Raw genomic sequence first — 12,536 nt, 5'->3', positions numbered from 1 at the left:
GCCTGCAGCGCGGTCTCGCCGCCGATGCCGGCGCCGCGGCAGGCCCAGGTGGCGCCGCCATGCGGCGTCGTCTCGGTGTCGCCGGTGATGACCTTGATGCGCTCCTGCGCGATCCCGAGTTGGTCGGCCACGATCTGGCTGATAACAGCCTCGGTGCCCTGCCCTTGTTCAGTGACCGAAATCGCGCAACGCACCTCGCCGGACGGCGTCAGGCTCAAGGTCGCGCCATCCTGCGACGAAATCCGGGCGCCGCCGACGCCATAGAAGGCCGGGCCCGGATTGGTGATTTCGACGAAGCTCGCGATCCCGATGCCGCGATGGACGCCGCGCTGCCGCAGTGCCGTCTGCTCGGCGCGCAACGCGTCGTAGTCCATCATGTCGCGCAGCCGCCGCAGGCAGACCTGGTGCGACAGCGCCTCGAATTTGTAGCCGGTCGGAGATGTCAGCGGATAGCCGTCATCGGCGATCAGGTTCTGCGCACGGATATCAAACGGGTCGCGCCCAATTTTGACGGCGGCGAGATCGACCATCCGCTCAGTGACGGCGCAGGCGATGGGATGGCCGACGGCGCGGTACTGACTGGTCTGCACCTTGTGCTGGAAGATCACCTCCAGCGCGGCGCGATAGCTCTTGAACTTGTAGGGCGCGCCGATCAGGCGGATCACCTGGTTGCCTTCGACCACGCTGGTGCGCGGATAGCTCGAGAACGCGCCGATCGCGGTGACGTCGTGCACGTCCATGGCGAGGATCTCGCCGTTCTCGTCCAGTGCCATGCGGGCGCGCACGCGATGGTCGCGAGCATGGATGTCGGAGACAAAGGATTCGATGCGGTCGGCGACGAATTTCACCGGACGTCGCAGCAGGATCGACAGCCCGACCACCGCCATGTCCTCGTGATAGACATGCAGCTTCATCCCGAAAGAGCCGCCGATGTCGGGCGCGATCACGCGTACCCGCGCTTCCGGGATGCCGTAGTGGCGGGCATAGAGATCCTGGAACTGATATGGCGTCTGCATCGCGTGATGCACGGTCAGCATGCCGGCTTCCGGCTCATAGTCGGCGATGATCGCGCGCGGCTCCAAGGTCACCGCCGTGTGGCGACCGAAGCTGAACTCTTCTTCCACCACATGAGCGGCGCGCGCAAAGGCCTCGTCGACGCCGCCGCTGTCGAGCTGGCTCTTGAAGCAGAGATTGCCGTGACCGGCAGGATTGACCAGCGGCGCGCCAGGTTTTCGCGCCTCGTCGAGGTCGACCACCGCGGGCAATTCTTCATAGTCGACCGAGATCAGCTCCAGCGCGTCCTCGGCCAGCGCCCGGCTCTCGGCGACAACGGCAACCACGGCCTGCCCCGCCCACACCACGCGCTCGAGCGGCAGCGGCAGCTGCGGCTCCGAAATCATGCCCTTGAAATGATCGAGCGTGCCGATCCAGGGCATGCAGATGTTTGCGAGCTCGGCACCGGTGGCGACAAGATGCACGCCGTCCAGCGCGCGCGCCGCGTTGACATCGACCGCGACAATCCGCGCATGCGCGTACGGGCTGCGCAGGAAGGCCGCATGCAGCATGCGCGGCAGCTTGATATCGGTGACGTAGCGGCCGCGCCCTGCCAGCAGCCGCTTGGCGTTCGGCCGCGGCACCGAACGGCCGATATAGGAGTTCGGGCGATCGAGCGAGGTGAGCGGCGCGGTCATGGGCGAGTTATCCTTCGGCCTGGCTGCGCGCCGCAGCCACCGCGGCGATGGCATCGACGATCGCCTCATAACCGGTGCAGCGGCAATAATTGCCCGACAGCGCGTCGCGAATCGCCTCGCGGCTCTGTGTGGCGTTGCGGGACAATAGCTCATGCGCGTTGATCAGCATGCCCGGCGTACAGAAGCCGCATTGCAGCGCGTTGCGGCGATGGAATTCGGCCTGCAGATCGGCGATCACGCCGCTCTCCGCCAGCCCTTCGATCGTGTCGATCCCTGCGCCATCCGCCTGCACCGCGAACATCAGGCAGGAATGCGCAGCACGTCCGTCGAGCAGTACCAGGCAGGCGGCGCAGGCGCCCATCTCGCAGCCGGCATGGGTACCGGTCAGCTCAAGCTGCGTGCGCAGGCAATCCAGCAACGTATCGCGCGGTGCGACCTCGCAGGCTGTCTTGCGACCGTTGACGATGAAGCGGACACGAACGGTTTCGTCGGTATCGCCGGGGTCGAATGATGTGCCTGTTACGCTCATGCGCCCTCTCCGATGCGCCCCAGCAGGCGGCCAAGCAGCACACGGGCCAGATGCAGCCGCATCGCCGACGCCACCTCGTCGCTCTCGGGCGGCGCGAGATCATGGTCCAGTGCGGCCTGTGCGGCGGCGATCCGCGCCGCGTCGAGAGCATGGCCGATCAGCACTGCTTCAGCATGTTTGGCCCGGATCGGCACATTGCCGACGGCGAAGAACGCGATGCGGATGGTCTCAATTCGGACCTTGTCGCAAGTTGCGATCATGCCGCAACCGACCAGCGCATAGTCGCCGCGGCGCCGCGCCAGCTCATCGAAGGCGATACGCTGGTGGTCTTTGAACAGCGGCACATGAACGGCAGTGACGAGTTCGCCGGGCGCCAGCGCGGTCTCGAACAGATCGACAAAGAAATCGTCCGCCTTGACGCGGCGCGCGCCCGAACGGCCGGCGATCTCAATCTCGGCGTTGAGCGCCAGCACCATGGCGGGGAATTCGGCTGCGGGATCAGCCAGCGCGATGCTGCCGCCGAGCGTGCCGCGGTTGCGGATGGCGGGATGGGCGACAAAGGGCGCTGCGGCGCGGAGCAGCGGCGCGAATTCGCCGATCAGCGGCTCGGTCATAATCTCGCAATGGCGCGTCAGCGCGCCGATGCGCAACGTCTCGCCTTCGCGCCCGACGCCACGCAGCTCGGGAATATGGGTGATGTCGATCAGGAGCTTCGGCGCCTGCAGCCGCAGCGACAAGGTCGGCACCAGGCTCTGACCGCCGGCGATGAAGCGCGCGTCGTCACCGGCCTCCGCATGGGCCGTCAACGCCTCTTCAACGGTTCGCGCACGAAGATAGCTGAAAGCCCTCGCTTTCATTGCCGTCTCCCTGTTCTGACCGGCGCTCCAGCCGGCCCGCCCAGATTCATGACCATCTGGTCTCAAAATCCTCGCACGCAGGCGCCGCCCGGTCAATCAGAACAGACCATTTGGTCACAAGTCGCGGATGAGCTAAAAGGGATCACAAGGGCATTGCGATCCGGACGATCATGGCCAGGACAATCAAGCGCGCAGCGAAGCAGGCGCCGGCGAAACGCAGGGCGCAGCCGCCGGCGAAACGCGCCAAGACGCCGAAAACGGCGGCGCCACGACGGCGCAACATGCGCGCGGCCGATCGCGAGCGGTTGATCGTCGACGAAGCGATCCGCTTCTTTGCCGAGCGCGGCTTCGATGGCGAGATCCGCGAGCTCGCGATCCGCTTGGGCATCGCGCATTCGGTGATCTACCGGCATTTTCCGAGCAAGGAGGCGCTGATCGAGCGCGTCTATCAGGAGGTCTATCTCAGCCGCTGGTCGCCGGATTGGGGCACATTGATCCGCAACCGTGCCTTGCCATTGGAGGCACGGCTCACCGGCTTCTATCTCAGCTATGTCGCGCACGTGTTCGAATACAATTGGGTGCGGATCTTCGTGTTCTCCGGAATGAAGTCCTTCGGCATCACCGGCCGCTATCTCGACCTGGTCCGTCGCGAGATCATCGAGGCAGCGGCAGCCGAGCTGCGGCACGACCTCGGTCTGCCGGATGTCGGCAGCGCGGCACTCAGCGAGCGCGAGATCGAGATGTTCTGGGGCCTGCACGGCCGCATCTTCTATCTCGCGATCCGCAAATTCATCTACGAAACGCCGATCCCGCCCGATCTCGATGCGATCGTGCGGGATGCGGTCGTGTCATTTCTCGACGGCGCGCGCTGCACACTGCCGGAGCTGTCACGGGCACAAGCCAGCGAAAAGAGTATTTAGATACAGATTGCGCCGCTATTTTTCGCTAGCCTCGCGCGCCAAGCGCTCCGCCCGCAGGCGTTCGCGATTGGCATAGAACGCCTTTTGCGCAGCATCATGCTCGCGCATAGCCTGCTCCGCATCGGCCTTCCGAGTCGCGTCGCGGGCGCGGCGTTGTTCAGGGGTCAAGATTCGGGGTGTACGTTCTGAGAGGTTATCCAGCATGGCCCGATAACGCCGACGGCCGCCGAAAGTTCCCAAACGTCAACCCTAGCCCTTCCAGGACATCCGATTGGGGGCAATTGGGCAAAACCGGGCTTGAAAGCACCGCCCTTGACGATCCCGGCGCCCGGGCCGACAAAGGGCTGTGCCAGATTGTCACATCTCGATTTCCCTCTCGATTATCCCGGAGGCAGGGGCGTGAGACATGTCGACGCCGCGATCATGTTCGTCAGCCTTTGGCTGCTGGGGTCCATGCTGATCGACGCGGTGACGCCGAAGGAGTTCAGCGTCTACCTGATCGGCGCCGCGATCGCCCCGGCGACCGCGATCTCGGCGGCGCTGTATTGGTTGCGGGTGCCGAAGCTCGATTTCGCGGTCGCGTTTGCCACCGTCTGGATGGTCTCCGGGATGGTACTCGAGATGGTCACGCCTGCCCCACTGTCGCCACTGGCGTTGATCGTCGCGGCGGCGCCGCTTGTGATCGTCGGCATTGTGATCAACATTCTAGGGCGACGCCGTTCGAAGCCGCTGCCGATGCCGGATCAGCGCTCGGCAGCGTCCTGATATCAGGCCGATCGTCAACCCTCCGCAAGCGCCGCGAGAAAGCCGGAGAGATCGGACCAGAGTTCGCCGGGCTCCTCCAGGCCGATGCTCAAGCGAACGACCTGCTCGGCCGGATTCCATGGCCGCGCTTCGATCCGGTGCGATCGCCGTCGGCGCGATCAGGCTGTGCGTCCCTCCCCCGGAGGCGCCGTGGCGGACTCGCGCGCAGGATCGGTCGTCGGGCGATTTTGATAGATCGCGGGCCCTGCCGGATCACAGGTGGTCCAGGCCCGCTTCAGTCATGAGGGCACCAACATCGCTCGATCGAGCATCCCAGAACTTCATCCGTCATCCGCAGAGGGAAGATGCGCATTTCAAGAATTCCATTGTTGTTCGCGGCCGCGATATCAACCGCTGGGCTCGCCGCATTGGCCGGCCAAGCAATCTCTGCACCGGACAAATACACGGTGTCGGTGCCGAACGGGCTCGGCTTCGCCGAGTTCAGAGGCTACGAGGATTGGCAGACCGTCGGCGTCAGCGAGACCGACGAGACCATCGAGGTGATCCTCGCCAATCCCGTGACGGTCGAAGCCTATCGCGCCGGCACGCCCGGCAACGGCAAGCCGTTCCCGGATGGCGCCAAGATGGCAAAGATCCACTGGAAGGCCGTCAAGAGTGCGGATGCGCCTTCGCCGACCGTGGTGCCCGGCGACCTGCACGACATCGATTTCATGGTGAGGGACAGCAAGCGGTTTGCCGACACCGGCAACTGGGGCTACGCCCAGTTCGACTTCGAGACCGGCTCCGGCGCATTCGCGCCCAACGGCAACGGCACCGATTGCGGTTATGCCTGCCACACAATCGTGGCGACCAAGGACTACGTCTTCACCGGCTATCCCAAGCGGTGAGGCCGCCATTTGGCGGATCGGCCGATGGCACGATCCGCCAAATGTCTGGCCTGCCCAGCTGCCGAGATCCGATGCCGTCGCTGCCACTGCAATCATCTGGCGCCGGTGCGGCGATGCCGGTAGAGCAAGGACATGGCACACCAGATCAATGTCGTCCTGCACCCCTGGTCCAGCACAAGCTAACCCTGATGCGCGAGCGCGACCGCTCGACAAAGGGCTTTCGCGAGTTGCTCAACGAGATCGGCATGCTGCTCGCCTACGAGGTCACCCGCGACCTGCCGGTCGAGCTGGTCGAGATCGAGACGCCGCTGTGTCAGATGAAGGCGCCGAAGATCGCCGGCAAGAAGCTCACGCTGGCGCCGATCCTGCGCGCCGGCGTCGGCTTCCTCGACGGCATGCTGGCGCTGCTGCCGTCCGCCCGGGTCGCCCATATCGGGCTCTACCGCGATCCCGACACGCTGCAGGCGGTCGAATACTACTTCAAGGCGCCGCAGGACCTGTCGGACCGCACCGTGATCCTGGTTGACCCGATGCTGGCCACCGGCAATTCGGCCTGCGCCGCGGCCCATCTGCTGAAAGCGCGCGGTGGGCGCGACATCCGCTTCGTCTGCCTGCTCGCGGCGCCCGAGGGCATCGCGCATTTTCAGGCCGAGCATCCCGAGATCCCGGTCTGGACCGCCGCGATCGACGAGCGGCTCAACGATCACGGCTACATCGTGCCCGGCCTCGGCGATGCCGGGGACCGGATGTTCGGCACGAAATAGCTTTTAATGGATGGCGCCGTGCCCGACCTCGCCGGTGATGACGTCCCCGAACTGCTCCCAGGCCTCGCCGTTGAAGCGCATCAGCTGCATCTGCTCGATCGGAAAGTAGTCGTCCGGCGAGGTGTTGACCATGATCCCCGGCAGCAGCATATCGGAGGTGAAGTTCTTCAGATTGGCGGCCTGCTTCATCACGTTGGCACGCGTCAGCTCGTCGCCGCACTGCTTCAGCACCTGCACCATCGCTTGGGATTCGACATAGGCATAAGCGGTGTTGGAGTTAGCCTGGTCGCCTTCGGGAAAGTATTTGGTCATGAAGGCGCGCCACTTGGCGACGCCGGGATCGTCCTTCCATTTTGGATCGGTCGGGTCCTTCACATATTCCGTCGAGATGATGCCCTTGGCATATTCGAGGCCGGCCGGCTTCAGCACCGAGGCCACGGTAGTTGCGGTGTTGGCGAGGAAGAATTTCGGCTTCCAGCCGAGCTCGCCGACCTTGCGGATCGCCTGCGCCGAACCCTTTGGCGCCGCCCAGGAGAAGAAGATGTCTGCGCCGGAATCGTGCAGCGCCACGATCTGCGAGTCGATCGAGGGATCGGACACCTCGTAGGACTTGTCGGCGATGATCATGCCGACCTTGTCGCCGAGCCCGTCCTTCAGCCCTTTGAACTGGTCCTTGCCGGCATCGTCGTTCTGCCAGAATACCGCGATCTTGCTGTGCGGGAAATGATCGAGGATGTATTTGGCGTAGATTCGCCCCTCGCTCTGGTAGTTCGGTTGGAAGCCCATGGTCCAGGGGAAGTTCTTGGGGTCGCCGAACTTGGTGCCGCCGGAGGCGACGAACAGCTGCGGCACCCGCTTCGTATTCATGTATTTCATGATGGCGGAGTTGGACGGCGTGCCGAGCGATTGGAAAATCAGCAGCACCTCGTCGCTCTCAACCAGTTTGCGGGCCTGCTCGATCGCCTTCGGGGGCGAATAGGCGTCGTCATAAGAAATGAACTTGATCTTGCGTCCGTTGATGCCGCCTTCGTCGTTGATCATGTTGAAATAAGCGGCTTCAGTCTGGCCGATCACGCCGTACGACGAGGCCGGGCCGCTATAGGGCATGATGTTGCCGATCTTGATTTCGGTGTCGCTGACCCCTGGATCGTATTTCTTCTCCGCCCGCGCCGCGCCTGCGGCACTGGCGACGACCATGGTCGCGACGGCAATACGCATGATCTGCGTCCGCATCCTATCCTCCCAAAGCGCTTTTTTCGTTGGTGTGAAGTGTCTCAACTTGCGGCTGATGATGCAAGCGTAGGCTTTGCCGCAGTCGCGAAACGGCATTGTTGCGGAAGGTTATTTGTGATTGATGCGGGCCGGGAGAGAAGGTCCGTCCTTTGCAATTAAAACCACGCATCGGTCCAAGGCATCCGCGGCTTGGCGCGGCCTGCGGCCACGCCGCAGAATGGCTGGCGACGAAGCTGTTCGCCCGCGCCGGTTTCCACCGGCTCGGCTCGGCCTTTGCCGACGACCGCATCGCCGAGGCGCGCGAGCGACTCGCTTGCGGCGAGACGCTCTATCTCGCCGGGCTCGGGCCACCCGGCACGCACAATTCCGGCGTCGCTATGGTCGAGGTGACGCAGAGTTCCGGCCCGCGGCTGATCCTCAACAATGAGGAGGAGCGCTTCTCCGGCAATAAGCACACCACGGAATATCCGCGCCAGTCGATCGATGCGATGGTGGCCGCGCTACGCGGCATGGGACGCGACGTCTCCGACGTCTTCGCTTGGCTGACGACCTGGGACTATCCGGCGCTGGCGGGCACGTTAACGCGCACCATCCTGGAGGAAGCGCCGCAAAGCCTGAAGCTGCTGCGCACCACCCAGGCCGCCGGCTTCGACGCGCGCCGCATGGACGCGATGACGCGGACCCCGAAAGTCCTGGCCAAACAGCTTGGATTGAGCGAGCGCGTGCCGTTGATCCTGATGCCGCATCATGACAACCACGCCTGGTTCTCCTATGCGGCCTCGCCGTTTGCGGATGACAGCGAGCCGATCGCCATCGCGGTGCTCGACGGCACCGGCGATCGCGGCTCGGTCTCCTTGTATGAGGCGCGTGACGGCGCGCTGCGCCTGCTCGCCTGCAACGACAGCATGTTCGAGTCGCTCGGCGCGTTCTACAGCGTGATCTCCTCGACACAGGGCGGCTGGACCTGGCTCTCCTGCGAGGGGCGCTACATGGGTGCTGCGGCCTGGGGCGACATGAACCGCGCCAGCAATCCCTATTATGCGCAGCTGAAAGATGTCCTGGTGCTCGCCGACAATGGCGAGGTCCGCATCAACCGCGCGCTGGCGAACTGGTACGCCGACCCGTTCGAAAAGCCCTATCACCCTGCCCTCGTCGACATTCTAGGCCACCCGCTGACGCCATCGCAGCTCTGGAACCCGGACGCCATACTGCGGGTCGAGGACATCAGCCATCGTCCCGATACACAAGACCGGCTCGACAAGGCGGCCGCGACCCAGCTCGTGTTCGAGGATGCGATGATCCACATCGTCGATCATCTGTTGCGCATGACGGGCGCCCACCGGCTGATCCTGACCGGCGGGGTGGCATTGAACGCGGTCGGCAATATGCGTCTGCTCGAACATTTCGACGAGGCATGGTTTGCGCGCGCGCAAGGTCGCAAGACGCGGCTGCATCTGTGGGTCCCGCCGGTGCCCGGCGATCCCGGCGTGCCGATCGGCGCCGCCTGGTTGTTTGCGCATCTCGCCGGCGCGCCGCGCGGCCCGGTGCTGAAGCATGCGTTCTATTGCGGCCTGCCGCCCGCGCGTGGCGAGATCGACGCGGCGCTCACGGCCGATGACATCGTCTCGGAGCGGATCGGCGAGATCACGTCAGAGGAAGGCCAGGCCGCGGTCGCCGACCTCATGGCCTTCATGGTCGCGCAAGGTGGCGTCATCACGCTCTACCAGGGCGCGGGCGAGACCGGCCCGCGCGCGCTCGGCCACCGCTCGATCCTTGCCAACCCCTGTGATCCCCAGGTGCGTGAGCGGCTCAACGCGCGGGTGAAATATCGCGAGGCGATCCGGCCGCTGGCACCGATGGCGACGCTGGAAGCCGCGCGAGATTATTTCCAGCTCGAGGACGGCGCTGATGACGCCAACTACAACGCCTATAATTACATGGTGCTGACGGCGCATGCGAAGCCGCATGCGCGCGGCAAGATCCCGGCCGTGATCCATGCCGACGGCACCGGTCGCATCCAGATCGTGCGCGAGGCTGATGATCCTCTCACCTACGCTTATCTGAAAGCGCTCGGCCGCCATGTCGGGGTCGAGATGTCGGTCAACACCTCGTTCAATGTCGCCGGCCCGATCGCGCAGACGCCGCAACAGGCCGTCGAAACGCTGCGCCGCGCCGGGGGACTGGACGCCGTGATCATGGTCGCCGACGACGGCGCGACCTATGCGGTTCGTCATGCCCGCGACGGCAAAGACGCGCGGTTTGCGCAATGGTATGACGAATGGAAAAGGACGCGGTCCGGCAGCTAAGCCTTGGGGACGGACACGACCTCGATGATGCGGCCCTCGTCGTCATCGGGCGCGCTCGCCTTGGCTCTCGCATAAGCCTCGACCGCGGCGCTGGACACAAGCGGCTTATCGCGCAACAGGCTCTCGGCGAGCGCGACGGCGTAGGCGGCATCCTTGTGCCGGAGTGCGGCGGTGAAGGTCGCGCCGGAGAAGTCGCGCGTCACCATCCGCTTGGAATGCCGGATCACCTGCGGGCTCGCGGCGACGCCGCTTTCGACTGCCTCCAGCACCAGCTTCATGTCGAGGCCGGCTTGTTCCGCGATCGCCAGTCCCTCGGCAATCCCTGCAATCTGGATCGCGCCCATCAGATTGTTGATCAGCTTGTAGACGGTGCCTGAGCCGACCTCGCCGAAATGGCGAATCGTCGAACTGAGCGGCGCGAGAAACGGCTGCGCTTGTTCGAGATCGGCGGCGTTGGCGCCGACCAGCAAGGTCAGCCTTCCGCTGGCTGCCGCATCGGGCAGACCCGTCACGGGGCAATCGATGTAGATCAGGCTGCGTGCATTGAGTTCGCGCGACATGCGCCGCACGTGGTCGTGTGAGACCGTCGAGCACTCAATCGCGAGCGTCCCGGCCCTCATGGTGGTCGCGGCACCGTCGGCACCGAGCCACACCGCGCGGGAGGCCTCATCGTCCGCCACCATGGTGACCACGGCATCCGCATCGATGGCGGCATCGCCGGGTGAGGTCGACCAGCGCGCACCGCGCGCGATCAGGTCTTCCGCCTTGGCCTTGCTTCGATTCCAGACCGAGACCTGAAAGCCTGCATCGAGATAGCGCCCGGCCATGCCGTGGCCCATGCGCCCGAGCCCGACGAAAGCGACTCGGGCCATTTAGTCCACATCCTCGATCGCGGCGCCCGGCGTGGTGCCGAACGCGCGCTGCGCCAGGGTCGCGGCCATGAACTCGTCGAGTTCGCCGTCGAGCACGCCGGACGTATCGGACGTCTGCACCCCCGTGCGCAGATCCTTCACCATCTGGTAGGGCTGCAGCACGTAGGAGCGGATCTGGTGGCCCCAGCCGATGTCGGTCTTGGCGGCCTGGTCGGCCGCCGCCTGCTCCTCGCGCTTCTTCAGCTCAATCTCATAGAGCCGCGCGCGGAGCATGTCCCAGGCCTGTGCCTTGTTCTTGTGCTGCGAGCGGCCAGCCTGACAGACCACCGCGACACCGGTCGGGATGTGCGTCAGACGCACCGCCGATTCGGTCTTGTTGACGTGCTGGCCGCCGGCGCCGCCCGAGCGCATCGTGTCGGTGCGCACGTCGGACTCCTTGATGTCGATCTTGATCGAGTCATCGACGACAGGGAAGATCGCGACCGATGAGAACGAGGTGTGGCGCCGCGCGTTGGAATCGAACGGCGAGATCCGCACCAGGCGGTGCACGCCCGCCTCGGTCTTCAGCCAGCCATAGGCGTTGTGGCCCGAGATCTGGACGGTGGCGGACTTGATGCCGGCCTCTTCGCCCTGGGTTTCTTCGAGATACTCGACCTTGAAGCCGTGGGTCTCGGCCCAGCGCGTGTACATGCGCAGCAGCATCGAGGCCCAGTCCTGGCTTTCGGTGCCGCCGGCACCGGCATGGACCTCGAGATAGGTGTCGAAGCGATCGGCCTCGCCCGACAGCAGCGCTTCGAGCTCGCGCCGCGCCACTTCCTTCTTCAGCTCCTTGAGCGCCTTCTCAGCATCGGTCACCACACCGGTATCGTTCTCGGCTTCGCCGAGCTCGATCATGTCGATGTTGTCGGCGAGCTCGCGCTCCACCTTGCCGATGCCGGTCAGCGAATCCTCCAGCGAGGTCCGCTCCTGCATCAGTCTTTGAGCTTTCTGGGGGTCGTTCCAGAGATTGGGATCTTCCGCGAGCTTGTTCAGCTCGGCCAGCCTTGCCGTCGACGCATCGACGTCAAAGATGCCTCCTCAGCAGCCCGACCGACTGCTTGATCTCTTCTACGATCTTTTCGATTTCAGCGCGCATATCGATCTCTTTGGGCCCAGCTCCGAAGGCTGTGGCAATTCAGGTCAACGCGGATGTAGCCGCGCGCGACGCAAAGCGCAATCGCTCCGCGTCGGCGCCTCAGCTGGTTTCCTGTGCCTTAATAGAGGCTACCCGTGCCCGGACGCATGATGAAGTTGCCGGAATCGGGGGGCGGCGCGCCCGGCGGCATGCCATGGTTCTGATCGGCATCAGCCACGCCGATGACAGAGTAATTGTCCGGCGGCGCCGTGCCCGGCTTGAACGCCTCCATGATGGTGCGGCCGGTATCGCCGGGGCCGGCGCGCATGCCGGTCTTGGCGTCGACCCGCACCAGCTTGATGCCGGCCGGGATCTTGAACGGCGTCGCCGGCTTGTCGGCGAGCGCGAGCTTCATGAAGTCACGCGCGATCGGCGCCGCCAGATGGCCACCGGTCGCTGCATTGCCTCGGCCGAGCGGACGCGGCTTGTCGTAGCCCATGTAGACGGCGACCGCGAGATCCGGCGAGAAGCCGACGAACCAGGCGTCCTTGGCTTCGTTGGTGGTGCCGGTCTTGCCGGCGATCGGCTTGCCGACCTC

Annotated in this window: 13 protein-coding genes; 5 read left to right on the top strand and 8 right to left on the bottom strand. The window is 64.8% G+C overall.

Features of this window, described 5'->3' with window-relative positions:
• From WA702_RS06645 to WA702_RS06635, 3 genes are all read right to left on the bottom strand, one after another.
• The coding region (locus WA702_RS06645) for a xanthine dehydrogenase family protein molybdopterin-binding subunit (protein ID WP_425109737.1) at window positions 1-1,691 on the bottom strand (1,691 nt) is incomplete at its 3' end.
• A gap of 7 nt (window positions 1,692-1,698) precedes the next feature.
• Complete coding sequence (locus tag WA702_RS06640; protein ID WP_425109736.1) at window positions 1,699-2,220, bottom strand: (2Fe-2S)-binding protein; 522 nt, start codon at window positions 2,218-2,220, stop codon at window positions 1,699-1,701.
• Window positions 2,217-3,077: an FAD binding domain-containing protein gene (locus WA702_RS06635; RefSeq protein WP_425109735.1), complete on the bottom strand. Its 861-nt coding sequence runs from the start codon at window positions 3,075-3,077 to the stop codon at window positions 2,217-2,219. The genes WA702_RS06640 and WA702_RS06635 overlap by 4 nt, the downstream gene beginning before the upstream one ends.
• A 281-nt stretch (window positions 3,078-3,358) precedes the next feature.
• On the opposite strand from WA702_RS06635, the gene WA702_RS06630 reads away from it, so the two are divergent.
• Window positions 3,359-3,997: a TetR/AcrR family transcriptional regulator gene (locus WA702_RS06630; protein WP_425109739.1), complete on the top strand. Its 639-nt coding sequence runs from the start codon at window positions 3,359-3,361 to the stop codon at window positions 3,995-3,997.
• 15 nt (window positions 3,998-4,012) lie between these two features.
• Here WA702_RS06630 and WA702_RS06625 read toward each other — a convergent pair whose 3' ends face one another.
• Window positions 4,013-4,201, bottom strand: a complete 189-nt coding sequence (locus WA702_RS06625; RefSeq protein ID WP_425109734.1) for a hypothetical protein — start codon at window positions 4,199-4,201, stop codon at window positions 4,013-4,015.
• Between the two features lie 195 nt (window positions 4,202-4,396).
• On the opposite strand from WA702_RS06625, the gene WA702_RS06620 reads away from it, so the two are divergent.
• The 3 genes from WA702_RS06620 to upp all read left to right on the top strand — a co-directional run bounded on the left by WA702_RS06620 (window position 4,397) and on the right by upp (window position 6,413).
• On the top strand, window positions 4,397-4,762 hold the full coding sequence (locus WA702_RS06620; RefSeq protein WP_425109733.1) for a hypothetical protein: 366 nt from the start codon (window positions 4,397-4,399) through the stop codon (window positions 4,760-4,762).
• A 344-nt stretch (window positions 4,763-5,106) separates the two neighbouring features.
• A complete protein-coding gene (locus tag WA702_RS06615; RefSeq protein ID WP_425109732.1) occupies window positions 5,107-5,649 on the top strand; it encodes a cytochrome P460 family protein in 543 nt (180 codons plus the stop codon).
• Between the two features lie 113 nt (window positions 5,650-5,762).
• Window positions 5,763-6,413, top strand: coding sequence for a uracil phosphoribosyltransferase (gene upp / locus WA702_RS06610; protein WP_425109738.1), 651 nt, complete (start codon window positions 5,763-5,765; stop codon window positions 6,411-6,413).
• A 3-nt stretch (window positions 6,414-6,416) separates the two neighbouring features.
• Here the strand turns inward: upp and WA702_RS06605 are convergent, their stop codons facing one another.
• Entirely contained in the window at window positions 6,417-7,631 is a 1,215-nt protein-coding gene (locus WA702_RS06605; protein WP_425109731.1) for an ABC transporter substrate-binding protein, read from the bottom strand.
• A gap of 164 nt (window positions 7,632-7,795) precedes the next feature.
• On the opposite strand from WA702_RS06605, the gene WA702_RS06600 reads away from it, so the two are divergent.
• Entirely contained in the window at window positions 7,796-9,952 is a 2,157-nt protein-coding gene (locus tag WA702_RS06600; RefSeq protein ID WP_425109730.1) for a carbamoyltransferase C-terminal domain-containing protein, read from the top strand.
• Here WA702_RS06600 and WA702_RS06595 read toward each other — a convergent pair.
• The 3 genes from WA702_RS06595 to WA702_RS06585 all read right to left on the bottom strand — a co-directional run.
• Window positions 9,949-10,824, bottom strand: a complete 876-nt coding sequence (locus WA702_RS06595; RefSeq protein ID WP_425109729.1) for an NAD(P)-dependent oxidoreductase — start codon at window positions 10,822-10,824, stop codon at window positions 9,949-9,951. The two genes, WA702_RS06600 and WA702_RS06595, sit on opposite strands and share 4 nt — an antisense overlap.
• Window positions 10,825-11,959 (bottom strand): peptide chain release factor 2 gene (gene prfB, locus WA702_RS06590; RefSeq protein ID WP_425109728.1). Its coding sequence is split into 2 segments (ribosomal slippage): window positions 10,825-11,889 and window positions 11,891-11,959, totalling 1,134 coding nucleotides; the frame shifts between segments, so codons are not numbered across the junction.
• 118 nt (window positions 11,960-12,077) lie between these two features.
• The coding region (locus WA702_RS06585; protein WP_425109727.1) for a penicillin-binding transpeptidase domain-containing protein at window positions 12,078-12,536 on the bottom strand (459 nt) is incomplete at its 5' end.

This window comes from Bradyrhizobium sp., from assembly GCF_049798375.1.
Lineage (GTDB): Bacteria > Pseudomonadota > Alphaproteobacteria > Rhizobiales > Xanthobacteraceae > Bradyrhizobium.
Note: the sequence above shows the minus strand (reverse complement) of the source record. Positions and strands in the feature narration are given on the sequence as shown.

Bases quoted from the DNA above. Each gene is read 5' to 3' on its own strand.
- WA702_RS06640 (WP_425109736.1), bottom strand. From the start codon at position 2,220: ATGAGCGTAACAGGCACATCATTCGACCCCGGCGATACCGACGAAACC.
- WA702_RS06635 (WP_425109735.1), bottom strand. From the start codon at position 3,077: ATGAAAGCGAGGGCTTTCAGCTATCTTCGTGCGCGAACCGTTGAAGAG.
- WA702_RS06630 (WP_425109739.1), top strand. From the start codon at position 3,359: ATGCGCGCGGCCGATCGCGAGCGGTTGATCGTCGACGAAGCGATCCGC.
- WA702_RS06625 (WP_425109734.1), bottom strand. From the start codon at position 4,201: ATGCTGGATAACCTCTCAGAACGTACACCCCGAATCTTGACCCCTGAA.
- WA702_RS06615 (WP_425109732.1), top strand. From the start codon at position 5,107: ATGCGCATTTCAAGAATTCCATTGTTGTTCGCGGCCGCGATATCAACC.
- upp (WP_425109738.1), top strand. From the start codon at position 5,763: ATGCCGGTAGAGCAAGGACATGGCACACCAGATCAATGTCGTCCTGCA.
- WA702_RS06605 (WP_425109731.1), bottom strand. From the start codon at position 7,631: ATGCGTATTGCCGTCGCGACCATGGTCGTCGCCAGTGCCGCAGGCGCG.
- WA702_RS06595 (WP_425109729.1), bottom strand. From the start codon at position 10,824: ATGGCCCGAGTCGCTTTCGTCGGGCTCGGGCGCATGGGCCACGGCATG.